Below are 26,010 nucleotides of genomic sequence, written 5' to 3' on the forward strand. Positions count from 1 at the left end.
TGCCCCGTTGGGTCGGTTGACCCAACCTGGTACTGGTCTTGGGGTGGACTTGCTAAATGATCTGCAGTGGTGAGATGGCCCCCTTCAAGCCGCGACGGTCGTTTTGCCGTCGTCCACATGCCATGCTGACCCGGGTAATGGGGGCAGGGCGCGACCGTCACGGTCGAACAGGTGGCAACAGCGGGTATTCAGTTCGATGCGAATGGTGTCCCCGATGCGGTGGTGATGTGCTTCCGGTGCCAGTTTCACGATCAGGAATTCGGTCATGCCAGGCATTTGCACATAGGCAAACAATGCGTCACCAACATGCTCCAGCAAATCGACACGTACCTTGACGCCTTCACCATTGGTGCTGTCGTGAATGTGCTCTGGGCGCAAACCCAGTGTGACTTGTTGGCCAACACGCAAGCTTTGGCCATCCAATGGCACCTTGAAGCGGGTGTCGTCCGGCAACCGAAGGGTGACGCCTTTGGTGTTCAGGGTATCTACCGTGCAGCTCAGCAGATTCATCTTGGGTGAACCGAGGAAGCTGGCGACAAACAGATTGCGTGGACGGTCGTACAGCTCCAGCGGTGTGCCGATCTGTTCGATGTGGCCGTGATTGAATACACAGATGCGGTCGCCCAGCGTCATGGCTTCCACCTGATCGTGCGTGACATAGATCATGGTGGTTTTCAGCTCACGATGCAGTTTGGAGAGCTCCACCCGCATTTGAACGCGCAATGAGGCATCCAGATTCGACAGCGGTTCGTCGAACAGGAACACCTTGGGCTGACGCACGATGGCGCGGCCGATGGCCACCCGCTGCCGCTGCCCGCCAGACAGTGCTTTGGGCTTGCGATCTAGCAGATGGTTGATCTGCAGTACGTCGGCGGCCCATTTCACGCGATCATTGATCTCGTGCACGGAGCGCTTGGCCAAGCGCAGCCCAAAGGCCATGTTCTCGAACACGCTCAGATGCGGGTAGAGCGCATAACTCTGGAACACCATGGCCACGCCGCGTTTGGCGGGCGGTACATCGTTGGCCAATTGGTCGCCGATATACAGTTCACCACCGCTGATGTCCTCCAGCCCGGCAATCATGCGCATCAACGTTGTCTTGCCACAACCTGAGGGGCCGACGAACACCATGAACTCGCCATGCTCGATGGTCAGATCGACACCGGGCAGCGTTGGGGTATTGGCGCCTTCGTAGGTTTTTTGCAGGTTTTTCAGCGTGACGCGGCTCATGATTGGTACTCCTGCTGCTGAACAGTGGGCGGTATCGTCAGGGCGACTGGTGGTTTGCCGATGGGCTTAAACCCGCCACGCAATGCTTCCAGCAGGGCATGCAGCCCCGGTTCGCGGAAGCCGAACGTCACCAGTGCCGGCGCGGCAATATCCATCACCACGAACGGGTTCCATAACGCCAGATGCAAGTCCGGGCGGAAACGGGCTTGTTCGCTCGGACCATAGCGTTTGCGAGTGGTAGAGGCCAGGATGGTAAACCGATCATCGGCGGGCAGGTCGGCCCAGTCGAACTGGTCTGGTGATACAAAGGTCTGCAGGTCTACGTCATAGATTGTCCGCAAGCAGTCGGCCAGCGTCCGAGCACTGATACCAGGCTCGGAAATTCCATCGCAGGGCACGTCATCCTGGGCAATCAGTCGGATTCGGCTGCCTACAGCAGGAATGGATGGATTGCCAATGGCGGACAAGCCACGCATCCAAGCCTGGGTCATGATGCTGCGGTCGTGCATTTCCTGTGCACTGGAATAATCCGGCAACAGGATCGGATAATGCCCAGCCAGAACATTGACACGTGCCACACTGGTCAATGCCTGCTCGGCAGGTAGTTCACCTTTGTCGAGTACTGCCTGAATCTCGCGCACTGCACTTTCGATGTCGGCCGGGTGGCCCAGTACCAGCGCCAGATCGGCACCTGCAACCAATGAACGGGCCGCTGCCCTGGCTTGACCGTAGCGATCATCAATCGCCTTCATATTCAGTCCATCGGTGATCACCACACCCTTGTAACCCCATTGTTTGCGCAGCAGATCGGTCAGAATCCTGCTGGACAGTGTGGCAGGCCAGTCGGCATCCAGCGCGGGGTAGATGATGTGCGCGGACATCAGCATGGGCGCATCGCGCAGGGCGTGGAATGGCTTTAATTCCAAGGCTTCGATTTCGCTCAGTGGCTTGTCCACCGTGGGCAATGCCAGATGCGAATCGACATGCGTATCGCCATGGCCGGGGAAATGTTTGATACAGCAGGCCACACCACTGGCGTGGCTGCCCGTCATCCAGGCGCGGGCCAAGGCAGTGGCCCGATTGGGCTCGGCGCCGAATGAACGCTCGCCGATCACCGGGTTGTGCGGGTTGTTGTTCAGGTCCAATACCGGGCCAAGGTTGACGTTGATGCCCATTGCCTTCAAGCCACGGCCGATGGCCGCACCTACATCCTGTGCCAGCTTCAGGTCATCTGCGGCGCCCAGGCCCATGGCACTGGGTGCCTGCGGCACGAACAGAGCACGCAGTACGGCACCGCCTTCCTGGTCTACCGCAATCAGGGCATTGGGGCCCATCACATCGCGCAGGTCGGCACACAGCCGGCGGATCTGCTTCATGTTCTCGATATTGCGAGCGAACAGGCAGATGGCCCGAATATGATTGCGCCGCAGGAAATCGGCTGTGGCGGGTGTCAGCACGGTATCGGCGATGTCGCACATCACCAGTTGGCCGGGGTGAAGAGAGGTGTGCATGGGCTTGGTTATCCTTTGTTTACTTGACTGCGCCTTCAAAGCCGCGCAGGAAGTAGCGCTGCGTGAACAGGAATACGATCAGGATCGGCAGGATGGTGAGGATGGCACCGGCAGCCACCACCCGTGTCTTGAAACTGAATGCGCCGGACAGATACAGCACGCCAACCGACAGCGGGAAGTTGTCCGGGCTTTGCATGACGATGGCCGGCCAGATGTATTGATTCCAGGCGGTGACCGTGGTCAGGATGGTGATAGCGCCCAAGGCGGGTAGCGCCAGCGGCATCATGATCTTCCAGAAGATCTGCAGTTCGGTCGCGCCGTCCACCCGTGCGGCATCGATCAGGTCGCCCGGTACTTGCTCGAACGCGACCTTCATGATGAAGATGTTCACGGCCGTCACAATATTGGGCAGCACGACACCCAGGTAGGTATCAGTCAGTTGGATCTTGCTGACGGTGATGAAGTTGACCAGGAAGTTGACTTCCGAGGGCAGGATCATGGTGGCCAGAATCGCGCCAAACACCAGATTGCGGCCGGGGAATTGCATCCGTGCCAATGGGTAGGCAGCCATGCTGGAGACGATGATGGTACCGACCAACGTCAGTACGGTAATCACCAGCGAGTTCTTGAAGAAGGTCAGGACATTGATGGTCTTGAATACTTCCACATAGTTGGCCAGCGATGCACCATCGGGCAGCAGGGGTGGCGGGAAAGCGTAGACATTGCCATGGGTGGACAGCGATACCACTAAGGTCCACCACATCGGGTAGAGGCAGATCACGGCAATGGCCGACAGCACCAGATACTGAATGGCCCGTTGCATCAGCTTGCTGCGCAGGGCGCTGGTGGCGGCTTGCTTGCTCATGTCAGGGGTTGCGACGAGGGTTTGGCTAGTCATGTCGCGCCTCACTTTTGACGGGGTTGCAGGTAACGGAAGTTGACCCAGGCCAATACCATGCACACCAGGGCCACAATCGTGCTGGCTGCCAGTCCACGCCCGAAATCGAGCGACTTGATGCCGAACTGGTAGGCGTAGAACAACGCGGTATAGGTCGATTCCGATGGGCCGCCCTGTGTCATGATCTGGACTTCCTCAAAGGCTTTCAGTGCAGCCAGGGTGGACAGGATCGAGCACAGCAGGATAGTGGGCATCAGCAGTGGCACGGTGATCTTCCAGAACTTCTGCCAACCATTGGCGCCATCGAGTGTGGCGGCCTCATACACATCCTGTGGAATGGCCTGCAGACCCGCCAGATACATCACCATGTACCAGCCCAGGCCGCGCCAGATGGTGACGAACATCACTGAAAACAGCGCAATACGGTCATCCGACAGGAAGCCGATTGGTTCGTTGATCACATGCAGGGCATGCAGCACGGAATTGAGGATGCCTTCATCGTTGTACATGAAGTTCCACATCAGGCCGATGACCGAGACTGATGTCACCACCGGCACATAATAGGCCGCGCGAAACAGCTTGATACCTTTCAGATTGTTGTTGACCAGCACGGCAAGGGCGATTGACAGTACCTGGATGATCGGCACGCACAACAGGTACAGCAACGAGTTTTTCAGGCTACCGATGAACAGTTCGTCGTCGAGCAGCTCACGATAATTGTCCAGACCGACCCACTCCGGGGCAGAGATCAGGTTGTATTTGGTAAACGACAGATAGGTGCCGTAGCCCACTGGCCAAAAGGAGAAGATGGCCAGCAGAATCAAGGCAGGGGCCAGGAACAGGTAGGCCTGTACCGTCGAACGCAGCGACGTGGATTGGCGTTTCATCATGTCACCCGAGGTTGGCGGAACACGGTTGACTTGCATTTAGCAGGCGTACAACTGCCTGGTGGCATTGCCAGAGGTGGCCACAGCTACTTGCAAGTCGGGATGTTCCTGGGGCCCGGGGACTGCACCCAACGGCAGGGGCAGCCCCGAGCGGTTATGGCATCGATCTGCGCGAGATCGATCAGCTCATGTACGGCTTACTTGCGGACGATCTTCTTATCGAGGAACTCGGCAGCGTCATTCAGCGCCTTCTGTACCTCTTCGCGACCATTCACCGCTTTTTCCACGCTGGAGGCCAAGCGGTTGGAGACCTGTTCGGAATCCTTCACATTGGCCAGGTAGATGGTGCGGGTTTTATCCAGATTCTTGGCCGCCGTGGCAATGGCTTTCTTCAGCAGATCATCTTTTTCGTATTGCTGAAAGAATGGGTCCAGTGCCGCTGTCTTGGACGTGGGCAGGGTACCCGCTGCCTTCGAGAACGCCAGCTGATTGTCTGCATTGGTCAGGTAGGTGCCGAACTTGCCGATTTCCGCCAGATGCTTGGCATCCACATTCTTGGCCACGCCAAAGTTGAACATCCACCCGCCATCCACGATGCCGGTCGGGCCCACGGGCGAGGCTGCGACATCCAGCTTCTTGTACAGGTCCGGTGCATCGTCGCGAATGCGGGTCAGGGTGCTGGGGGTGGACACCAGCATGGCCATGCGGCCTTGGTTGAAGGCAGCCAGTGATGCCTGGAAGTTATCCTGCGAGAACAGGTTGTCCTTCATGAAGCCGCCAGCCTTGTATACGTCAGCAATCTTTTTGATGAAAGCCGTGTGGGCCGGTGAATTCACCGCCGCCTTGCCATCTTTGACAATATCCAGGCCGTTTTGCATGAAGTAGCCTTCGATTTTGGTCGGGCCGATGGCTGGGGCATAGCCGGCTACGCCGGTCTTGGCCTTGATCTGCTTGGCGGCTGCGAACATTTCGTCGGTGGTGCGCGGCGGCTTGTTCGGGTCCAGGCCGGCTTTCTTGAACAGTTCCTTGTTGTAGATGATGACGTTGGCGCCGTTGTAGTGCGGGAAGGCATATACCTTGCCGTTGAAGGTCACGTCAGCGATGGCGCCGGCAGCGTATTGATCCTTTTTGATCAGGGTATCAACCGGTTGCAGCAGGCCATCCTGAAAATAGTCATATGCCCAGGGCACGTTCAGGTTGATCAACGCCGGTGGTTTGCCTGCCGCGATGGAGGACGTGAACTTGGATTGGATCACATCCCATGGATAATCGACCCATACCCATTCCACATCGGCGCTTTGTGCGTTGTATTTTTTGACCAGGTCTTCAAAGTAGCCGTTGAACTTGGGCGACAGGCTCATCGTCCAGAATTCCAGCTTGGTCTTTTCCGCATGGGCCATGCTGCCCATGGCCAAGCCGCAAGCGGTCAGGGTGGCCAGCGCGATGTGTTTCATTTTCATTTTCCATCCTCCTGTTGATGCACGATTGTTGTCCGGTGCCTGCCTGCGGTGTCCGGCAAGCCAGTTCACCTGTTTTTGGGCAAAAAAGCGCCGCCCACGGTGCATGGCACCGGTGTTTACTGACGCTCTGGGGCGTCTGATTAATTGGTTCTGGTAACTTTGGCCAGGTGGCGCGGCTTGTCTGGATCGAATCCCCGGGCACGGGCCAGCGCTTCCACCATCGGATAAAAACTCTGGATCGCCAGAATCGGGTCCAGTTCGGCCACGTCCGAGGTGACCAGGGTCAGATCGCGTTCAGCGACATCGTCAGGTGCGGCCAGTAATACACGGGCGCCACGGGCACGCATCTCGCGTGCGGTCTGCAACAAGCTTTCCTGTGCTGGACCACGCGTCGCAAAAATCAGTAGCGGGTAACCATCGTCGATCAAGGCCATTGGGCCATGCTTGACCTCGGCGCTGGAGAAGGCCTCGGCCTGGATGGCGCAAGTCTCCTTGAATTTCAGTGCGGCTTCCATGGCAATCGCATGGCTCAGGCCGCGGCCCAACACCATGATGCGATCCGCATCCTGTAGCACCGGCAGGGCGGTTTGCCAGTTCTGGTGTGCGGCTTTTTCCAGCTGAGCGGGCAGTTCACGCAGGGCATCCAGCATGGCTTGATCGTCACACCAGTGGGCGACCAGTTCAGCGCCGGCGGTCAGGCTGGTGATGAAGCTTTTGGTGGCGGCAACACTTCTTTCTTCACCTGCACACAAGGGCAATACCCATTCGGCGCCTTCGGCCAGTGGTGAGCTCGCATCATTGACCAGTGCCACGGTAGTCGCACCCCCTTCGCGCAAATAATGGATCGGGCCGATCAGATCCGGGCTTTGGCCAGATTGTGATACTGCTACTGCCAGCACATCACGGGCTTCAATCGGCGAACGGTACAACGTGATCAGCGACATCGGCAGCGAGGTGACCAGTTTGCCCAGTCGTGCCATCACCAGATAGCCGAAATAAGATGACGCATGATCGGAGCTGCCGCGTGCCACAGTCACAACCGAGCGGGGCTGGTGCTCGCGCAGCGCGTGGCCCAGTTGTGACAATTTGTCCCAATTGGCACGCAGTTGTCCTGCGACGGCTTCCCCCGCAGCGCGGGCCTCGTTAAGCATCAGCGAGGTCAATGGCTTCTCCTTCCACGAAAACAGCTTTCAGTTGTAATTGTCGATTCAAAACCACGATATCGGCCCAGTTTTCTTTCGCCAGCGTGCCGCGGTCGGTCACGCCCAGATAACGCATCGGGTTGGCTGACAGTCGGTTCGATGCATCCGCAACAGTCAGGCCCAGGCTGACCAGATTGCGCAGCGCTTGATCCATTGTCAGTGTGCTGCCTGCCAAGGTGCCATCTGGCAGTCGGACACCACCCAGACATTTGGTCACGGTATGTCGACCCAATTGATAATTGCCATCTGGCATGCCCGCCGCCGCAGTCGAGTCGGTCACGCAATACAGGTGCGGGATACAGCGTAATGCCGTGCGTATTGCCCCTGGGTGCACATGCAGCAGGTCCGGAATGATTTCCGAGAACTCTGCGTGGGCCAGTGCGGCCCCAACCATGCCGGGTTCCCGGTGATGTAGGCCTGTCATGGCATTGAACAGATGCGTGAAACTGGTGGCACCGTGCTGCATCGCATCCACCCCATCTTCATAACTGCCGAGCGTGTGCCCCAGTTGTACCTTGATACCTTGCCTTACCAGCTGTTCGATCAGCTGTTGATGCCCAACCAGCTCCGGTGCTACCGTGACCAGCCGGATCGGTATGATCTCGTGGTAGGCGTTGACTTCCGCCATAACACCGCTGCGCGCATAGTTGGGTTGTGCACCTAGTTTGCCCGAATTGATGTAAGGTCCTTCCAGATGAACGCCCAGCATTCGTGCTCCATTGGCGACCCGTTTCGGGTAGATACAGTGCAAATCCTTCAAAGCCTTGGCAATGTCCTCGGTCGGTGCCGTCATGGTGGTAGCCAGAAACGAGGTGGTTCCATGCGAAGCGTGCATCAGTGAGACGACTTCGCCGGCATTGCCGCCTTGCATGATGTCCATGCCACCACCACCGTGGATGTGCAGATCCACGAAACCGGGCAGAATCAGGTCGCCACTGTCGCTTTCCGCTGCCAGCATGTCGCCGGTAATGTCGGTAATTCGTTCACCAAATCCGATACTGCCGTATACCCAACCCTGGGGGGTCAAGATGTTGCCATTCAATCTACGCATCAGCTTGTGCTCGTTAGTCCGCTTATGCGGAACTTGTTCTCTCTCTGGCCGTGCCAACCCACTGCAGCAGCGCACAAAGCGCAGAGCAAGGGTGATGACAAGCTGCCTTGTCCATTGGCGAAAACCTGGTGGTTAACGCCGCAGTTCGGCGACGAAATCGTAATAATCACTGCGACAGTAGGAATAAGTCAGTTCCACTGCTACATTGTTTTCAAGGTAACCAATCCGTGTGATCAGTAAGATCGCGTCTCCGGGGCGGATACCCGCCAGCTCTGCAACGGTGGGCGAAGCGTTCACGGCCTTGATATGCTGCAGTGCCCTGACTACCGGCGTGCCGCGCTCATCCAGATAACGGTATAGTGAATCGGTCACCAGTGCCGGGTCCGGCAGTATGTCAACCGGCAGGGAGCTGGATTCCACCGCCATCACCACGCCATCCGCTGTACGCAGGCGTTTCAGCCGTGCCACCTGGCTATCCGGCGACAAACCCAGTCGAAACATCTCTTCTTGCGTGGCGGTGCCGACCGAGCGACCTACCCAGCGCGATCCCGGTTCGTAACCACGTTGTTTCAGTTCTTCGCTGAAGCTCGAGAGTCGTGACAGCGGTTGTTCGAGCTTCGGAGCGATATACGTACCCGAACCTTGCTTGCGTACGATCAGCCCTTGATCCAGTAGTAGATCCATTGCTTTGCGGGCTGTTACCCGCGAAATGCCCAGTACCTCACAGAAGGCACGTTCCGAAGGCAATGCTTCGTCCGTCTTCCAGAACCCGGTGTTGATCGCCTCTTCCAGCTTGCGGCTGAACTGCAGATACAGCGGGGTGGGGTTGTTATCGTCCGGCTTCAGTGCCAGCAAGCTTTTCATGTCCTTGACCATGTAAGGTGTGTCCTATCAGCAATAGCGCGCCGGTAGCGGCATCATGTTGTGCGTCGCGAACGCGACGACGTTGCGCCTCCGTCAGATAGGTTAGCATGTAGCGCGCCAGGCCCCCGCACAATGCCAGCGGCAAAACATTGTTATCATCCAAAGCGTCGATCATGCGCGATACCTCAACCCCGGCCCGGCGTAACAAATCCGCTGCGGCTGGGTCGGTCTGTGCATGTTTGACCACGATCGGCGCCAATTGTGCATAAGCAGCCTGGTTGGCACCGCCCAGCCAGGTCAGCAGCAAATGGGTGGAACCACCACAGAAATTCAGCAGATCCCGCGCAAAATCCGTCATCGCTGCGCGGCCATCCAGTGCCTGCTGGGCAAGGGGGATGGCATGCAAACCCAGCCACGCGCCACTGGCTTCATCGCCGGATGGAAACCCCCAGCCCCCCACTTCAATCCGTTTGCCGTCGCCGTTGTGCGACACCCCAACACTACCCGTGCCGATGATGACGATGGCGCCGGCCTGCCCGCCATGGGCGCCCATCAGCGCAGTGTAGGAGTCGGTCTCGGTGACCAGTTTGGCCAGTGGTGGAGCGGTTTGGATGAATTGCCGCGCCCATTCCGGATTGTTGATACCGGAAAGCCCCGCAGCTAGGGCGAGGTGTGCATAGGGCACGTCGCCCAAACCTGCCTTGTTGAAGGATTCGACTAGTGCCAGTTTGATATTTCGCCAAGCTTGGTCGATGCCTTGCCCAAGTGCGGATGGTCCGGCTTCTGCGTAGGCCAGTTCATTACCATTGACGTCTGCGATGCGGACGCGGGTTAGTGTGCCACCACCATCTACACCCGCTAGAAATTTGATTACATTATCCATATTCATCAATATCCGGTATTGCTGACGTCAAGGCGGGCTGCGCTTAAGCGGCCCAAATTGGTTATCAAGTTGTAATAACATTAACACCAAAGAAAAACCATGTAAATACCACTTTGATACTTTTCCGTAAATTGGTATTGACTAATGTACTAACATAGTATGGAGTGATTGTTTTTCAATGGCTTGCGGAAACAATTGCAAGATTGTGTCTTATCAAATATATCGAATTGGTGTTTTGTTTCAGTGTGAGTTCAATGCTTCAGGGGTTGAAACCGGCAGTTCGATATGGGCAATCAGTCCACCTTCAGGGTGATTTCGCAATACCAGTTGCCCGCCATGCGCATGAATGATGTTTCGTGCGATGCTTAGCCCCAGTCCCATGCCCTGTTGGTTTCTGGCTTTGCCGTGTGGCAGACGCATATATGGGCTGAACAGCTTGTCCTGCAGCTCTGGCGGCACGCCCGGGCCATGGTCACGCAACTGCAAGTGAATGACATCCTGTAGTTGGCAAAGACTGATATCGACACGATCTCCATAACGCAGCGCGTTATCCAGCAGATTGCTGATGGCTCGCTTGATCGCCAGGGGTCTGGCCATCAAGGTGGTGGTGGTCAGGTCCAGGGTTACTTTGTGCCCGGCCAGCATGGCCACATGTGCCATCCGTTCCAACAGGGTATCCAGCCTTATTTGTGTCTGGTTCTCATGAATATCCGTGTCCTTGACGCTTTGCAATGCACCTTTCACCATCATGTCCAGTTCGTCCAGATCTTCGTGATAGTCGGCCTTCAGGGTTTCGTCATCCAGCAGTTCGGTACGTAACTTAAGCCGGGTGATGGGGGTGCGAAGATCATGTGAGATCGAAGCAAACAAGCGCTCCCGATCGTCCAGAAAACGTTGAATGCGCTCTTGCATCGCTTGGAATGCTTTGGCAGTTTTCAGGAATTCCTGGCTGCTGTTTTCCGGCAAGGGCCCCATCGATACTCCTTTGCCAAACGCATCAGCATGTTCCGCCAGCTGTGCCAATGGCCGGGTCAGCCAACGCACAACCCACATCGACAGCAGTAGCACTACGCCCAAGGTCAACAGTTGTAACAACAACCGGTCACGAGGGAAGGGATTGTGGCTGTCCAGAAAATACGGATCAGGCATGACGGTAGCCAAGTACAGCCAACCTTCATTCTCGATTTCGGTCTGAATCACCAGTACCGGTGCAGGGCGTGGCTTCAACAGCAAAGTGTGGGCGATCCAGTTTTCCGGTAGGTCTTCGACAGTGGCCCCTTCATCGGATACTGGTAATTGCTGTGGCCAAGCAAACGCCACACGCAAGTCACCTAGTGACTGCTGGCGGATAGTGCGGATGACGGTATCGCTCACTAGCTCAGTCAGCGGTGCATCCTGAATTGATGTGAGTGCTACTGGTGCATGATTCACATTCACAAAAAACCGCGTCCCACCCATCTCCCGTAACTGATCCAATAAAATTGGCCGGTAATTGGGCGGCAACTCCCGAAAAAACCGAATTGCCTCCGCCGCACTCGCCCCAATATGCGTTGCTGCCTCGGTCAATTCCTGCTGCGCCTGATGCTTCAACTGAATCGCCCAGATCAGATTGCCGATCAGTTGGGCAGTCAGCACACCCAATGTCATGACCAGCATCAGGCGACTGCGTAGGGAGTGGGGGAGGTGGGGAGTGAACGGCATGGGGTTAGGAAGAAAATTGGTTTGTGTGAATGGTACTCGGGGGAATGGGCCAACTTTTAACTTATGCGCTAACGGATACCACCCCCGCCGCAAACACATATCCCGCTCCGCGTACTGTCTTGATCAGCGCTGGTTCTTTGCCGTCGTCGTGTAGTCGTTGCCGAAGTCGGCTGATCTGTACGTCCAGTGATCGATCCAGTGGGCCCAGGTCACGGCCGCGGGTTTGTTCAGCGAGCAGGCTGCGGTCGAGGATTTCGCCGGCGTGTTCGACCAAAAAGCGTAATAGTTGGAAATCCATACCGGTGAGGCGGATCAGTTCGCCATCGGGGGCGGTGACGATACGTTCCAGGGCATCCAACACGAATCCATTGAATTGGTAATAGCGGGGCGGGTTGGCTTGATCGGCACCGGTGCGGCGGTGAATGGCCTTGATGCGCGCCAAGAGCTCACGTGGATTGTAAGGTTTGGCAATATAGTCGTCAGCGCCCAGTTCCAGGCCGACGATGCGGTCGGTTTCGTCGGAGCTGGCAGTGAGCATGATGATGGGGACGTTACAACGGCGGCGCACGGCTTGGCACAAGGCGAAGCCGTCAGTATCGGGCAACATGACATCCAGTATCACCAGCGACAATTCATCCTTATGGCGTTCAAATTCGGCCATGAAGCTGGCGCCGTCCTGAGCCAGTTTGACATCGTAATTGTTTTTTTCCAGATAGGTTTTCAGCAGGGTACGGGTTTTCTGGTCGTCATCAACGACGAGGATGCTGCGGGTCATGAGTGTCCTGCCTCAAAAAACGGGTGACGGCGCTCAGCTTACGTTGGACATCTGCGGCAGTCACGTTGTCGTCAATAAAAAAGCGATGTACCTGGGCGATGATGGCATCCTTGAACCGGTCGTCTGCAGCCATGCGGTGTGTCAGGCTGGGCGCCAGCTTGCCACGTGCAAAGCTTTGCCAGGAACTGCGGGCACAGCTGTCCAGCAGGCTGGGGTTGAGATTGCGCAGTACCGGTACCGAGCCCTTGATGCGGTTATAGCCCAGCTGTAGCCGCTGGGTGGTGATCTGGCCGGCCAGTTGCCACTGCATTTCCTGCCGGCTGTAATCGCCGCTGAACATGACCAGGGTATCGATGCTGTACAGGTGTGCATCTTGGCTACCGGGGACTGCGACACACCAGAAATCTTGCTCCGGTTCCATGCCCAGTGCCATTGCTTCACCTTTGGCCCAGTCACCCATGATGAACATGGCGGCTTCGTTTTTGGCAAACCGTTTGACTTGCTCATCCCAGCTGATTTCCTGTAATGGCGGCATCCATTGTTTCAAACGGCGTAACCTGGCCAATGCATTGGCGAAGCGGCTATCTTGAAAGGCTGCCGGCTGCTGGGCAGCGAACAGGTCGCGATAGAGCATGGTTCCACCTTCAGCCAGTACCAGGCTTTCAAACAGGGTGGCGACTTGCCAGGGTTCGCTACTTTGTAATAGAGGTGTGATGCCAGCCTTTTTGATGCTGGCAGCAGTAGATTCAAATTCCGCCCAGGTCTGCGGCGGGGAAAGCTTCAAACGTGCAAACAGCTTGCGATTCACCAGTAGCGTATTGATTCGGTGTATGCCAAGTGGAGCAGCGACCACGTGGTCGCGAAAACGGATGGTGTCATATACCGCCGGGAACAGATTGTCCTGCCATTGGCCATCACGTGCGGTGCCATCCAGTTCCAGCAACAAACCCAGATCTGCCCATTCCATCACCGGGTAACCATTGAGTTGTGCACTGGCTGGTGGTTGGCCGGACAATACTCGGCTTTTCAATACTTTCATGGCACCCGTACCGCCGCCGCCAGGCACGGTGGCATCACGCCAGGGAATATTGTCTTCCGTGACCTGGCGTGCCAGCCAGTCAACAGCGCGACGTTCGCTTTGCGATGTCCACCAATGCAACACGTCCAACGGCTCTGCCATCAACTTAGCGGCGGGCAGTAGGGTTGTCATCACAATCAAAAGGGGGGCGATTAATCGGTACATGGTCTGGAACGGGGCTGACTATAACGTAAGCTTTTCTGCGGTTTTGTAACAAATTATCACGCCAGAGACTGATCCGGCGAGCAGGGAAGTACGGCGCAACCCTTGCTGGATAAGGATTTGATTGAGTGGTGGATTGGCACTTTGTAAGGAAATGTAACAGCGTCTATAGACGGGATGTTGGAATGTCAAATAAAAACAATGGCTTGATGTGTTGTTGCGGATTTGTGTGTGGTACGTGGTGTCACACAGGGCTCGGTGATAAGGTGCACGCCATGGGTTGTTCAGTTGTGACCATTCAAATACCACCAACAAGAGGAGATGGGCATGCAAGCCTATAACAAAATCGCCGCCATGATCGCGATGCTGGGTAGCATCGGCATGGCACATGCTGGTACGTTGACCATTGAAAGCTGGCGTGTGGATGACAAAGTGCTGTGGGAGGATGTGTTGATCCCGGCCTTTCAAAAGCGTCACCCCGGCATCACCATCAAATTCGCACCCACCACCCCGACCGAATACGATTCCAGCCTGACTGCCCGCCTGACAGGTGGCACGGCGGGGGATTTGATCACTTGCCGGCCATTCGACAAATCGTTGGATCTGTTCAAGAAAGGCCATCTGGATAAGCTGGATGGCAAGCCAGGTATGGAAAGCTTCCCAACTGCAGCCAAAGTGGCTTGGCAGACCGATGATGGCAAGGACACCTACTGCATGCCGATGGCCTCGGTCATGCATGGCTTTCTGTATAACAAGAAGATTTTCAAGGATTTGAACCTGACGCCACCCAAAACGGTGGATGAGTTCTTCAAGGTATTGGGTGCCATCAAACAGACTGGCAAGATCACGCCACTGGCCTTGGGTACCAACGATCAATGGGAGACCAACCAGATCGTGTTCACCGGCATCGGCCCCAATTACTGGCAGGGTGAAGAGGGCCGTAAGGCATTGATTGCCGGCAAGGCCAAGTTTACCGATCCGCAATATGTTGCCGCGTTTGAGCAGATGGCCAAGTGGGGGCCTTATCTGGGTAAGGGCTTCAGTTCGCAGACCTATGCCGACAGCCAGAACCTGTTTGCGATGGGCCGTGCTGCCATTTTCCCAACGGGATCGTGGGAAATTGCTTACTTCAACCAGAATGCCAAGTTTGAATTTGGTGCTTTCCCGCCGCCAGTACAAAAGGTAGGTGACAAGTGCTTTATTTCAGACCACACCGATATCGGCATTGGCATCAATCCAAAATCCAAAAATCGGGATGAAGCCTACAAATTCCTGGCTTGGGTTGGCTCGCAGGAATTTGCCGATTTGTATACCAACAAGGTCACGGGCTTCTTCTCGCTTTCCAATCATTTGATTGCAGTGAAAGACCCCGTCGCCAAGCAGATGCTGGATTGGCGCAAGAGTTGCGCTTCGACTATTCGCTTGAATGCGCAAGTGCTGAACCGTGGCGAACCCAATATGGAAACCGAGCTGTGGACGGTTGGCAGCCAGGTGTTGAATGGCAAGATGGCACCGAAGGATGCCGCCACGCGCCTGCAAAGTGGTTTTGCCAAGTGGTACAAACCACAGCAGAAGTCCTGATACACCCTAGGTTCTGTTGACTTAGTTTCATAGCTCGCGCCGATCCGAGTTTTGGGGCAAGACTAGACGCCGCGAGCGCCGTATAGCGGGCTATATCAGCGAGTGGCAACGACGGATTGCCCCAAAAATCGGTTCGGCCCATGGGGTTGGTCTGCTTTTGGGCTTGCCCCGTTGTCGCAAACCGCTTGTATAGATCACTATGTGGCGCGCTTTGCTTCTAGGCGCATGCCCAAAATCAGGCCAACGCGTGCGTGAAACTACGTCAACAGAACCTAGGCCATCGGCAAAACCATGATGGTTTTGCCGATGGCCTGTGGTGAAGGAATGTTTCCGACAGTCTGAGGGCAGCCCGTCTTGAATCAGGGCTGTCACCTTGAGACTGGCTGATATTCCATGCTGCGTTCAACCCGATCGGGGATTGTCATGAAACGCTATTTTCCCTGGCAGGCCATTGTCTTCCTGTTACCTGCCTTATTGATCTATTCCGCGTTCAGTGCTTTGCCATTGCTGGATACCTTGCGACTGGGCCTGTATGCGACGGATGAAACCGGTGCCCAGCATTTTGCAGGGTTGGCCAATTACAAGCTGCTGATGTTCGACCCGCAATGGTCGGATGCTTTCTGGAATGCCATGTGGAACAACTTGAAGTTCTTTGGCATGCACATGCTGGTCCAGAACCCGGTGGGACTATTGCTGGCTACCTTGCTGAGTGTACGCGGCCTGAAAGGTGCCCGTACCTATCGTACGCTGATCTTCCTGCCAACCCTGCTGTCTGTAGTCATTGTCGGGTTCATTTGGCAATTGATCCTGTCGCCACTGTGGGGGGTAGGCGAGCGGTTGATGGGTTATGTGGGCTTGGCTGATCACTTTCAGCCTTGGCTGGGTGAAGAGGGTTCGGCACTGATTACATTGTCGTTGATCTCCGTCTGGCAGTTTATCGGTGTGCCGTTGATGTTGATCTATGCCGCGCTGTTGGCCGTGCCGGAGGAAATTGTCGATGCTGCCGTGGTGGAAGGGGCCAGCGCCTGGCGTATCTTCTGGGAGATCAAACTGCCGTTGATCTACCCCACATTGGGCTTGGTCACCATTTTGACCTTTGTCGGTAATTTCAATGCATTCGACCTGATTTATTCGGTCAAGGGTGCGCTGGCTGGGCCGAACTACAGCACCGATATTCTGGGCAGTTATTTCTACCGCACCTTCTTCGGTTACCAATCGCAGATCGGCAGCCCAACCATGGGTGCAGCCGTGGCCACCATGATGTTTCTGGTCATCCTGTGTGGGGTTGCGGTGTATTTCTACGCTATTCAACGCAAGCTGCAACGTTACGAATGATGAGGCGAACCATGAACCAAGCCGCTTCCACCACCTTTGCCGACCTGGCGGAACAGCCTGTGCCCGCAGCGCATCGCGCCTGGCTGCAACGTGCAAGCAAGCCGATGTCAACCGGCTTGCTGCATCTGACCCTGCTGGCCTATACAGTACTGGCCTTGTTTCCGATCGTGCTGGTATTGATCAACTCGTTGAAAGCGCGTGATGCGATTTTTGACGACCCCTTGGCGTTTTCCAATGCCGAAACGCTCTCACTGATCGGTTATGAGAAGGTATTGGCCAAAGCTAATGTGCTGCTTTACTTTGGTAATAGCTTTACTGTCACACTGATTTCACTGGGCTGTATCGTGCTGTTCGGCGCCATGGCGGCCTGGGCGCTGACAGAATACAAATTGCGGATCAATCGCTGGCTGATGTTGTATCTGGCTTTTGGCATCATGGTGCCGATCCGGTTGGGAACGGTCAGTATCCTATCGTTGATGGTCAAGCTGGAACTGGTCAACACGCTGATGGCGCTGGTATTGGTGTACACCGCACAGGGCTTGCCATTGGCGGTAATGATTTTGTCCGAATTCATCCAGCAGATCCCCAAGGAATTGAAAGAAGCCGCCCGTTGTGACGGGGTCGGTGAATTCCGCATCTTCTTCCAGATCATCCTGCCCCTGATTCGCCCGGCCGTGGCGACAGTGGCCGTGTTCACCATGATCCCGGTGTGGAACGACCTATGGTTCCCGTTGATCCTTGCACCTAGTGATCAGACCCAAACCATCACCCTGGGTGTACAGCAGTTCCTGGGGCAGTTCGTGACGGATTGGAATGCGGTATTGGCCGCTTTGTCGCTGGCGGTGTTGCCAGTGCTGGCGCTGTATGTAGTGTTTTCCAAGCAGTTGATCAAGGGGCTGACGTCGGGGGCGGTGAAGTGAGAGTTCACTAGAACTGGTGGCTTTTCTGGCCTTGTTGCACATTGCAGTTATCAACATAAATCAGGAAAGACTCGATCGGTGGCGCTTCCAAGAACGGGTATCCCGTGTGGCGCGCCGAGTATCGCAAGACTGCGGGGGGATTTCCGCGAGGACTGTTTGAGCCCGTAGGGCGAGTTCCGCAGCGGCTCCGCAGGCTGAGAAGCGCAGGGAACCCTGACTTTGTCAGGGCGCATAACCCGGGTCGCTTTTTCTTTGGATACTTTCTTTTGGCGAGGCAAAAGAAAGTATCTCGGCTGCGGGACGATATCCCGCCCTAATACATACAACCACGACTGCATTGCAAGCGGGCGTTTGCTCATTGCAATTGCAAAGGAAACGACTATGGCAAGCGTAACCCTCAACAACCTCAGCAAATCCTACGACGGTAAGCAGCAGGTATTGTCCGGCATCGATCTCGATATCCAACACGGTGAATTCGTGGTGTTGGTCGGTCCCTCCGGCTGTGGCAAATCTACCTTGTTACGCATGCTCTGTGGGTTGGAAGAGATCACCGGGGGCGAGATGCAGATTGACCGTCGTCGCGTCAATGACCTGCCACCAGCGGAACGTGGCATCGCCATGGTGTTTCAAAGCTATGCGCTGTACCCGCACATGACGGTTTACAAGAACATGGCGTTTGGCCTGCGTGTGGCGGGGGAGGGCAAAGCGGATATCGATCGTCGTATCCGCCATGCAGCAGGGATTCTGAAAATCGATCATCTGCTGGATCGCTTGCCACGGGCGCTGTCTGGCGGCCAACGCCAGCGGGTTGCCATTGGCCGTGCCATTGTGCGGGAGCCCAAGCTGTTTCTATTTGACGAGCCACTTTCCAATCTGGATGCCGCATTACGTGTGCAAACTCGGTTGGAGATTGCCAAGCTTCATCGTGAACTGAATGCGACCATTGTCTATGTCACCCATGATCAGGTCGAGGCGATGACCTTAGGCGACAAAATTGTGGTGATGCATGACGGCCAGATTCAACAAGCTGGCCGGCCATTGGAGCTCTACCAGCAACCTGCCAATCTGTTCGTGGCCACCTTCATTGGCTCACCGAAAATGAACCTGCTGGATGGCTACATCCGGCAGATTGATACAGACCACATACTGGTAGGGCTGGCTGGTGGGCAAACTGTTCGGGCCGAAGTGGATGGCAGCAATCAGCTGGTTGGTGAGGCGGTTACGCTGGGTATCCGTGCGGAACAGCTTGCGGAAGATACATCGCATAGCGAAGTGTTCACCGGCACGGTAAACATTGTGGAGCATCTGGGCGAGGCCAATTATCTCTACCTGATGCTGGACTCGGGGGCCGAACTGGTGGTGCGGGGCGATGGCAATCGTATGATTGGCCGGGGTGAACACATCAGGATATCAGCACCGGCGAGTGCGTTTCATGTGTTTGATCAACAGGGTGTCGCGCTACGACGGTTATGTCCTGGTAATGTTGCTGGGCGCCACTAAGCGCCGCTAACAGAGCTCTTCTGGTGATGTTGCGCAAGCTTGTCGTACTTGATGGCATTGCAAGGTGGGCATCGACTCTGGCTAATGCCTTGGCTATGATGCTGCGTTTTGCGGCAATTTGATTTCATGAAGTTACGTTTCACCCTACTGACCTTTGCTACATTGTTCTCACTGAATACCTATGCCTGCCTTAACACTTATGAAGAAGTAGAGACAATTGTTAATGAGCAGGGGGAAAAGATTGATGCCCGTAACGTGCTCAATATATTGGAGTGGGATTACAAAGAAGCCAATAACTACGCCGTAGAACTGATTTTATCGCATCAGCACCCCAAAGCCATCGAGCTGCTATTGGCAATAGAAGACAAATTTCCTGACCATTTTCGTACGGCGGCCAATCTGGGCACGGCGTATGAACTGGCTGGTAGCAACGAACTGGCGTTGAAATGGATCAAGGAAGGGGTACAGCGCAACCCACAGGATCATCAAGGCACCGAATGGCTGCATGTGAAGATTCTGGAAGCCAAGCTGGCCATGCAGCAGCAACCGGATTGGCTTGCCAGTCATACGGTGACGGGGTTGGATTTTGGCAAGCAGGTGAAGCCGATTTTACCAACAACGATACCCGCCGATTTCCTGGGCCAGCCCCGTACATTGGATGATTACCGCAAGGCGTTATCGTATCAATTGACGGAGCGCATGAAATTGGTGAAGCCGCACGATGCGATTGTGGCCGACCTGCTGTTTACTCAAGCGGATCTGGCAAGCCTGGCGGGCCAGGACAATGCAGCCACCCTGTACCGATCGGCATTGGACTATGGTGCGACCAAGCACGTATTGGCTCGTACCCGGTTACAGGGATTGCCGGATGATGAGGCGGGTGTTTGGATTGCCGCTACAGTGGCAGGCGGGGTCTTGCTGTTGGGTGGTTGGGTTGGGTTCGTTAAACGCCGAAAGAAGATGGATCGGGATGAGTAGAAACGCCAAATATAGGCTGGTCTTACTGGTATCGGTGTTGTTACCTTGGCTGAGCTTCTTTGTTTTATCTGAGTTGCTACAAGCCCTGGCTCATTTTATCCCCCACACTTTCACCGAACGCACACTGCATAACTTGTTCCGTTGTGTGATTGTGTTATCTGCATTGACGGCAATCTGGTCTGCGTGTCAGCTTGATAAGCCTTGGCGAAAGAAAGGTTGGTCGGTGGGTCTGGTACTGGTGTTCGTGACCTTGCCTTATCTGGCCGCAGTCGCCGTCTTGCCCTTGCACCACCACTGCTGGGAGCCCAACCATTACTTGGAACAGCCTTCTACGATGGATGATGTTCCATGTGAATAGTGATAGGGCTGCATACCCCGGTCAGCTGTCAATACGGCCTAGTTTGACTGGACTATTTGCTGATCCGCTTGATTTCCATCACGCCACCCATCTGACTGTAAAAGAAATAGCCTGATTGATTGTCTTTCAACCATGTGATCGCTGCGCGCTGTTTGGGCGGAACAAAGCAGAATAGATCTTCATCATTACCCGCACAATCCGCACCTTGTTGGCTGGCTGGTGGCCAGTCCATTTTCTTCCAGAATGTGCTACGTTCCTTGTCGGAAAGTTTGTGCAGCTGTGTGGTTGAATTGTCGCCATGCATGATCAATTCATAGGTGTTGGCTTTGGGCTGGATGGTCCACACCACTTCATTCGGTTTTTTTACAAATGCATGCCCGAATTGACCTGCCAAAGTGTCTTGTGCAAACAAGGCTGTACTGCATAGGCCAAAGGTGAGCCCGAGAAGGAGATGTTTCATGGTGATTTCCTGTTGTAAACGGCATCAGTGGCCGATGTACGTGGATTTTGCCGTGAACGCGAGGTGCCTGCAATTGCGAATACATCACATCACCTGATCCGGCTACCATAACGAATGGTTTTGACTTCGCCTTCTTCAAAATCCAGATACGTAATAAATTGTCCTGGCCCGGGGTTGTAAGTCCAACGGTCGATGGGTTCCAGCGCGTAGCTTGTTTCGCCCGGCTTGCCGTGCTTGTCGCAGGTAATGGGGACTTTGCGCCAGATGGTTTCCACCATGGCGGGCTCACCGCAGCGTAACTTCACGTCATACTTGCGGGTGCCAACGTCGACGATTTCATTTTTGTCCTGTAATACTTCTACCGCAATGAAGCCATGCTCTGTGTATGCGATACTGTATCTACCCCACTTTCAACAGGATATTCAGCGTGCCCGCTTCATTCTATTTTGATGACCCGGATGAAGGGCTGTCCCGTACGACAAGCCATCCCCGATTCGTGGCTGTGGCGACAGATGACTTCTACTATGATGCGACAGATGATTTCAGCCCGTTTGGCAATGATGATGGCTTTGATGCCTTGTCAGGGTTGGAGGATTGGTATCGCGACTACGGTGCTCGGGCAAATGTCCCGGTGTATCTGGATCAGCTGATCACCAGTTGGGGATTGGGTGTGCCGGCAGAGTTGATCCATGCAGCGGTGAGCGATATAGCCAGCTGGTTGGGCCAGAAGGAAATCCATCTGACTTATCTCAAGTCGGAATGTGGTGCGCGGCTGGCAACGGCATTTGGACAAATGAAGATCGCCGGGAAGATTGATCGTACCGTGATGAAAGAAGGCTCGGCGGCCATTCGATGCATGCTGTGGCTAAATCAACGTGCCCGAATCGAGTTCCCGAATTGGCGATTTGCCGATCATGAACAAAAGCGTCTGGAGGCGATGCAAATGGCGTTGAGTGCGTTTTAAGCGCCGCTAACAAAGCCCTCCTGGTGTTGTTGCGCAAACTTGTCATACTTTCGTAGGGCCTTCGTTTGTACACCTCGTCAGAACTGAACGTTGCGTTACCCACCAGATCACCTCATGACACCGATTACGCGATTTTCGCTGGCCAAGCATACTGGCCCTTATGAGCAATGGCCCAGTCGGACACGATTGTTTTGTGACAGCATTGAGACTGCGACCGACGTGCCGGGCTATTGTCTGTTGCATCAATACCAGTTGCGGGACGGGTATTTGCTGGTGACGGACTGTGACTGCCCATATGAAGAAGAAACGATTTTTGTGCTGCTTGATGCCGAATGCCGCCTGATTGCCTACCTGCCATTCATCCCGTTTTACTACAGCTCTTTCAACCTTGATCGTGTCGAGTGGGTTGATGAAACCAATCTGATCGCTACATTTGAGGGCTACGCACCCTGGCGTATCACGATTCGACCCTGGGGTATTCCATACCTTCGGTCGCGTTTGGTGGCAAAGCGGCTTCGTACTTGAGTCGATGGTCTGCTGAGTTGCCTTTCTGTGCCTTGGTGGCATGAAGTCAGTTCGGTCTCATGCTTTTGCAAACGTAGGGTGTTGACAATCATTTAGGAACATAAAGCGTGTCAAACAAGATTAAAGCTGTGATTGCCATTGTCATGGTGGCATTGTGTACTTGGTTCTATTTCACGCCGCATCTGGCCATTCGTGAAATGCGGGCGGCGGCAGAGGCCAAGGATGCGGTTAAGCTGGCAGGTTATGTTGATTTCCCTGCATTGCGCGAGAACCTGAAAGCCAGTTTCAATGCCAAGATGACATCGGAAATGGCCGCAGGCAGTGGTAGCAATCCTCTAGGGGTGCTGGGTGCCATTTTTGCGGCAAAGATTGTTGATCCGATGATCGATGCGCTGATCACGCCGGAAAGCCTGTTTCTACTGATGAAGGGGAGCAAGCCCAAGGCTATCGATCTACAGCATCAGGATACGGCCACCACTACTGAGTCACAATCAGACAAACCAGAAACCACCACAACTTCCGCCTATGAAAGCTTTGACCGGTTTGTGGTGACGGTGAACAAAAACGGCTCAATCGAACATTCGGTCGGTCTGGTGTTCATGCGAAACGGCTTGTTCTCCTGGAAGCTGTCCGCATTGCGGTTGCCGTTGTCATGATGAGCGGTGAACCGTACACAGTAAGGAAGGCGATGCATGGCGCAGTACACCGCTGAAGTACTCTGGTTGCGTGGTGAGCAGCAATTTCTGGATAACCGATACAGCAGGCGACATCGGCTACGTTTTGATGGCGGTATTGAGGTTGTGGGTTCATCTTCCCCGAACGTGGTCCCGGTGCCGATGTCCGACGAGGCTGCGGTGGACCCGGAAGAGGCGTTTGTTGGATCGCTGTCTAGTTGCCACATGTTGTGGTTTCTCTCCATTGCGGCCAAGCGCCAGTTCCGTGTCGATCGGTATGCAGATACGGCTGTCGGGGTGATGGCACGTAATGTGGAAGGCAAGCTGGCGATGACCGTGGTGACGCTTCGGCCTGTCGTGGTGTTCTCTGGCGAACGATTGCCGACCCGACGGGAAATCGAGCAGATGCATCATGAGGCGCATGATGCGTGTTTCATCGCCAATTCAGTGAAAAGTGAAGTCCGGTGTGAGCCGGTGTTTGATGGAAGCCAGCTGTAGGCAATTGATCGACTCATGAAGTGTCAGGTGTGAACTGAATGTTGACCTGTCCGCCCAGATGCGGGTTGTCAATGGATCACGCAGGCTGTGGCGGGTCTGGTGCGTTGAATGCGTTGGCGTGATGTAAATGACTGAAGGATATCTTGTTGCAATTGTTCAAACACAATCGGCAGGCTGTGCTGTGGCTTGCCCTATGCGGCCTGTTTTCGCCCGCATCGGCCTGCCTGAGCGGCTATGAGGAGCTGGATGCCATGCAGGCTGCGGGCATGTCAGTTGATGCTGCGGGAGATATCAGCGCAAAGGGCTGGGATTACAAGGCGGCCAACAATTATGCGGTGAAACGCATCCAGAAAGGGGATTACGCCAAGGCGATCGTGGTACTGGAGGCGATCGAGAAGCAGTATCCTGGCCATTTCCATACGGCTGCTAACCTGGGGACCGCTTATGAGTTGATAGGCAACAATCAGTTGGCACTGCAATGGATCAAGCAAAGCGTGGTGCGCAGTCCGCACGACCCGCAAAGTGCGGAATGGTTACATGTGGCTATCCTGCAGGCGAAACTGGCACTGGCCAATCAACCGGATTGGTTGAATTCGCACTATGTTACCGGTGTGGATTTTGGCAATGGGGCGGAGCCTGTCAAGCCACGTGATCCGCTGCAGGATTTCCAGGGTAAGGCCAGAACACTGGACGAACTTGACCGTGCGTTATCGCGGGTGTTGAAAGAGCGAATGAAACTGGTGAATCAGCGCGACCCGGTGATGGGTGATTTATTGTTGACCCAGGCGGATCTGGCCAGTCTGACACACACCGACGATCCGGAAGGCGGGTATCGATCGGCATTGACGTATGGTGCAAACAAGCAGGCGCTGATCAACAAGCGTCTGCAAGCATTGGAAGCACGTCAACCTGCCGGGCATGCTTTCATGACGGGTGTCGCTGGGGTGTCTGTTGTATTTGGCCTGACTGCTTGGCTGTATTGGCGATCCCGGTTGCGTCGTTCTGATTGATTGGGATCGCTTCAGGTGGCGATCGGGAGCTGGATGAAATCCCGGCGTGTTATGACAATGGAGGAGAATACAGAATGGTAAATGGGTCATGTTTGTGCGGCGATGTGCGTTTTGAACTGGCGGGTGAGCCGCAGTTCATCAATCATTGCCATTGCTCGATGTGCCGCAAAGTGCATGGTGCGGCATTTGGAAGTTTTCTTCATGCCGATGGGGCAGGTTTCCGCTGGTTGGCTGGCGAAGACAAGGTGAGACGATTCGATTCGTCACCGGGTAATGTCAGGGCTTTTTGCGAGCGATGTGGGTCAAATATGCCTGTGCTGGAGGAGGGAGGGGCCCATGTCATCATCCCGGCAGGCACGCTGGACGATGATCCGAAGTTGAAACCGATCGTGCATATTTTTACCGCCAACAAGGCGCCCTGGTATGAAATTACCGATCACCTGCCACAATTTGCGGGCTTCCCACCTGATTCCTTCTGCGACGATCTTAATTAGGAAATGCGCAGCAGTGATTGCTGCGCATGCTGTTTGAGGAGGGTGAACGGTACCTGGTGTTCGATCAGGATTCCGCTGCAAACACCGACTCAGGCAACTTCCCGTCTCGGTTCAAAGTGGCCATGGCATTGATACAACGCCATGGCAATCGGACAGCGCAGCTCCAGTTCATGGGCGTGATACCCGCGCAGCAGCAGAGCGAACCAGTGTTGCTGTGGTCCTGGTACCAGGCCGGCACAACGGTAGCCAGCTTGTTCCAGTTGCTGCAAAGCGATTGGTGTGTCCAGGGTGAGCGCCAGCTTCAGGTAGATCAGGCGTTCGGTGGGTAATTTGGCCACTTCATCGACGTGGGCGGGGTGCAAATCATGCAGCGTGACTTCAATACGGTGTTCCCGGCTGGCAATGGTCAGTGGCAGGGTCGTGGGTGTGTCGGCAGGTGCCGGACAACTGCCGAAGTAACGGGTGATCGGGGAGACCCAATCCCGCCAATGATTGGGCCAATCCAGGGCCGGGATGGGATGAGGCTGCAGTGGCAGGCAACCCAGTACGATGCTTTCGCGCCAATCGTTGCCGAATGGCGAATCGACATAATCCAGCATCAGTGCCGTGGTATGAAATCCAAGCGTATTCGCCAGCCGTTGGCTTTGCCCGTGTGACGACACCTGCTTGATGGTCAGCATGCTCAGCCCCTGTTCGCGCGCGTAATCGCACAGGTGGCGGGCTAGGTGGGTGGCGATGCCATTGCCGCGGGCCATGGGGTGAACCACGTTGAGCGCGAATTCGGCTTGATCCGGCGTATCAGCATGGCGCCACAGCACGGCGTGGCCGACGATCTGTTCCCCCATCACTGCCACGGCAGAATGCCAACGCTGCAAGGCATTGTGACGACGGATCATGGTAGGTAGATAGACGTCGGGATAGACATAGCAGTCACCATACACGACACGGAACAGGTCACTGACGCCATCGGCATCGGTTTCCATGAATGGGCGGATGGTCAGGGGGCTGGGG

27 protein-coding genes are annotated in these 26,010 nt (G+C 55.2%); 12 read left to right on the forward strand and 15 right to left on the reverse strand.

Going from position 1 to position 26,010, the window contains the following annotated elements; genetic code table 11:
• Positions 1–84: 84 nt before the first annotated feature.
• The 12 genes from FFS57_RS11350 to FFS57_RS11405 all read right to left on the reverse strand — a co-directional run bounded on the left by FFS57_RS11350 (position 85) and on the right by FFS57_RS11405 (position 13,672).
• A complete protein-coding gene (locus FFS57_RS11350; RefSeq protein WP_137937905.1) occupies positions 85–1,230 on the reverse strand; it encodes an ABC transporter ATP-binding protein in 1,146 nt (381 codons plus the stop codon).
• Positions 1,227–2,741: a beta-N-acetylhexosaminidase gene (gene nagZ, locus FFS57_RS11355; protein ID WP_137937906.1), complete on the reverse strand. Its 1,515-nt coding sequence runs from the start codon at positions 2,739–2,741 to the stop codon at positions 1,227–1,229. Before nagZ ends, FFS57_RS11350 begins: the two co-directional genes overlap by 4 nt.
• Before the next feature lie 19 nt (positions 2,742–2,760).
• Positions 2,761–3,639: a carbohydrate ABC transporter permease gene (locus tag FFS57_RS11360; protein ID WP_502705913.1), complete on the reverse strand. Its 879-nt coding sequence runs from the start codon at positions 3,637–3,639 to the stop codon at positions 2,761–2,763.
• Positions 3,640–3,647: 8 nt separating this feature from the next.
• On the reverse strand, positions 3,648–4,526 hold the full coding sequence (locus FFS57_RS11365) for a carbohydrate ABC transporter permease (RefSeq protein ID WP_137937933.1): 879 nt from the start codon (positions 4,524–4,526) through the stop codon (positions 3,648–3,650).
• 197 nt (positions 4,527–4,723) lie between these two features.
• Positions 4,724–5,986 (reverse strand): ABC transporter substrate-binding protein, encoded by a 1,263-nt coding sequence (locus tag FFS57_RS11370; protein WP_137937907.1) that lies wholly within the window; start codon positions 5,984–5,986, stop codon positions 4,724–4,726.
• A 140-nt stretch (positions 5,987–6,126) separates the two neighbouring features.
• Positions 6,127–7,149, reverse strand: a complete 1,023-nt coding sequence (locus FFS57_RS11375; RefSeq protein ID WP_249383973.1) for an SIS domain-containing protein — start codon at positions 7,147–7,149, stop codon at positions 6,127–6,129.
• A complete protein-coding gene (gene nagA / locus FFS57_RS11380; protein WP_137937908.1) occupies positions 7,130–8,239 on the reverse strand; it encodes an N-acetylglucosamine-6-phosphate deacetylase in 1,110 nt (369 codons plus the stop codon). Before nagA ends, FFS57_RS11375 begins: the two co-directional genes overlap by 20 nt.
• A 132-nt stretch (positions 8,240–8,371) precedes the next feature.
• The gene (locus FFS57_RS11385) at positions 8,372–9,103 is read right to left on the reverse strand and encodes a GntR family transcriptional regulator (RefSeq protein WP_137937909.1); all 732 of its coding nucleotides are present in this window, start codon (positions 9,101–9,103) and stop codon (positions 8,372–8,374) included.
• Complete coding sequence (locus FFS57_RS11390) at positions 9,069–9,986, reverse strand: glucosamine kinase nucleotide-binding domain-containing protein (protein ID WP_249383974.1); 918 nt, start codon at positions 9,984–9,986, stop codon at positions 9,069–9,071. The genes FFS57_RS11385 and FFS57_RS11390 overlap by 35 nt, the downstream gene beginning before the upstream one ends.
• 240 nt (positions 9,987–10,226) lie before the next feature.
• Positions 10,227–11,687 carry an ATP-binding protein gene (locus FFS57_RS11395; RefSeq protein ID WP_137937911.1) on the reverse strand — a complete coding sequence of 487 codons (1,461 nt, stop codon included), beginning with the start codon at positions 11,685–11,687 and terminating at the stop codon, positions 10,227–10,229.
• 61 nt (positions 11,688–11,748) lie between these two features.
• Positions 11,749–12,462 (reverse strand): response regulator, encoded by a 714-nt coding sequence (locus tag FFS57_RS11400; protein ID WP_137937912.1) that lies wholly within the window; start codon positions 12,460–12,462, stop codon positions 11,749–11,751.
• A complete protein-coding gene (locus tag FFS57_RS11405) occupies positions 12,437–13,672 on the reverse strand; it encodes an ABC transporter substrate-binding protein (protein WP_137937913.1) in 1,236 nt (411 codons plus the stop codon). Before FFS57_RS11405 ends, FFS57_RS11400 begins: the two co-directional genes overlap by 26 nt.
• A gap of 357 nt (positions 13,673–14,029) precedes the next feature.
• Between FFS57_RS11405 and FFS57_RS11410 the strand changes: the two genes are divergently transcribed.
• From FFS57_RS11410 to FFS57_RS11435, 6 genes are all read left to right on the forward strand, one after another.
• Positions 14,030–15,283 (forward strand): ABC transporter substrate-binding protein, encoded by a 1,254-nt coding sequence (locus FFS57_RS11410; RefSeq protein WP_137937914.1) that lies wholly within the window; start codon positions 14,030–14,032, stop codon positions 15,281–15,283.
• A 423-nt stretch (positions 15,284–15,706) separates the two neighbouring features.
• A complete protein-coding gene (locus FFS57_RS11415; protein ID WP_137937915.1) occupies positions 15,707–16,618 on the forward strand; it encodes a carbohydrate ABC transporter permease in 912 nt (303 codons plus the stop codon).
• 104 nt (positions 16,619–16,722) lie between these two features.
• Positions 16,723–17,538, forward strand: a complete 816-nt coding sequence (locus FFS57_RS11420) for a carbohydrate ABC transporter permease (RefSeq protein WP_137937935.1) — start codon at positions 16,723–16,725, stop codon at positions 17,536–17,538.
• A 381-nt stretch (positions 17,539–17,919) separates the two neighbouring features.
• The gene (locus FFS57_RS11425) at positions 17,920–19,038 is read left to right on the forward strand and encodes an ABC transporter ATP-binding protein (RefSeq protein ID WP_137937916.1); all 1,119 of its coding nucleotides are present in this window, start codon (positions 17,920–17,922) and stop codon (positions 19,036–19,038) included.
• A 126-nt stretch (positions 19,039–19,164) separates the two neighbouring features.
• Positions 19,165–20,016: a tetratricopeptide repeat protein gene (locus tag FFS57_RS11430; protein ID WP_137937917.1), complete on the forward strand. Its 852-nt coding sequence runs from the start codon at positions 19,165–19,167 to the stop codon at positions 20,014–20,016.
• Entirely contained in the window at positions 20,009–20,374 is a 366-nt protein-coding gene (locus FFS57_RS11435; RefSeq protein WP_137937918.1) for a hypothetical protein, read from the forward strand. The genes FFS57_RS11430 and FFS57_RS11435 overlap by 8 nt, the downstream gene beginning before the upstream one ends.
• Positions 20,375–20,426: 52 nt before the next feature.
• Here FFS57_RS11435 and FFS57_RS11440 read toward each other — a convergent pair whose 3' ends face one another.
• Together FFS57_RS11440 and FFS57_RS11445 are read right to left on the reverse strand one after the other, a co-directional pair.
• Entirely contained in the window at positions 20,427–20,834 is a 408-nt protein-coding gene (locus tag FFS57_RS11440) for a hypothetical protein (protein WP_137937919.1), read from the reverse strand.
• 89 nt (positions 20,835–20,923) lie between these two features.
• The gene (locus FFS57_RS11445) at positions 20,924–21,226 is read right to left on the reverse strand and encodes a DUF2845 domain-containing protein (protein WP_137937920.1); all 303 of its coding nucleotides are present in this window, start codon (positions 21,224–21,226) and stop codon (positions 20,924–20,926) included.
• 35 nt (positions 21,227–21,261) lie between these two features.
• On the opposite strand from FFS57_RS11445, the gene FFS57_RS11450 reads away from it, so the two are divergent.
• The 6 genes from FFS57_RS11450 (at position 21,262) to FFS57_RS11475 (ending at position 24,999) form a co-directional block, all read left to right on the forward strand.
• On the forward strand, positions 21,262–21,798 hold the full coding sequence (locus tag FFS57_RS11450) for a MolR family transcriptional regulator (RefSeq protein ID WP_137937921.1): 537 nt from the start codon (positions 21,262–21,264) through the stop codon (positions 21,796–21,798).
• 114 nt (positions 21,799–21,912) lie between these two features.
• Entirely contained in the window at positions 21,913–22,323 is a 411-nt protein-coding gene (locus FFS57_RS11455) for a hypothetical protein (protein ID WP_137937922.1), read from the forward strand.
• A 107-nt stretch (positions 22,324–22,430) separates the two neighbouring features.
• Positions 22,431–22,979 (forward strand): DUF2939 domain-containing protein, encoded by a 549-nt coding sequence (locus FFS57_RS11460; protein ID WP_137937923.1) that lies wholly within the window; start codon positions 22,431–22,433, stop codon positions 22,977–22,979.
• 36 nt (positions 22,980–23,015) lie between these two features.
• Entirely contained in the window at positions 23,016–23,495 is a 480-nt protein-coding gene (locus FFS57_RS11465; protein WP_137937924.1) for an OsmC family protein, read from the forward strand.
• A 146-nt stretch (positions 23,496–23,641) separates the two neighbouring features.
• On the forward strand, positions 23,642–24,505 hold the full coding sequence (locus tag FFS57_RS11470) for a hypothetical protein (protein ID WP_137937925.1): 864 nt from the start codon (positions 23,642–23,644) through the stop codon (positions 24,503–24,505).
• A gap of 74 nt (positions 24,506–24,579) precedes the next feature.
• A complete protein-coding gene (locus FFS57_RS11475) occupies positions 24,580–24,999 on the forward strand; it encodes a GFA family protein (protein ID WP_137937926.1) in 420 nt (139 codons plus the stop codon).
• Positions 25,000–25,088: 89 nt separating this feature from the next.
• Here FFS57_RS11475 and FFS57_RS11480 read toward each other — a convergent pair.
• Positions 25,089–26,010 (reverse strand): GNAT family N-acetyltransferase (locus FFS57_RS11480; RefSeq protein ID WP_349306733.1); only part of this gene is annotated, 922 nt, incomplete at its 5' end.

This window comes from Chitinivorax sp. B (assembly GCF_005503445.1).
In the GTDB taxonomy this organism is placed as follows: Bacteria; Pseudomonadota; Gammaproteobacteria; order Burkholderiales; family SCOH01; genus Chitinivorax.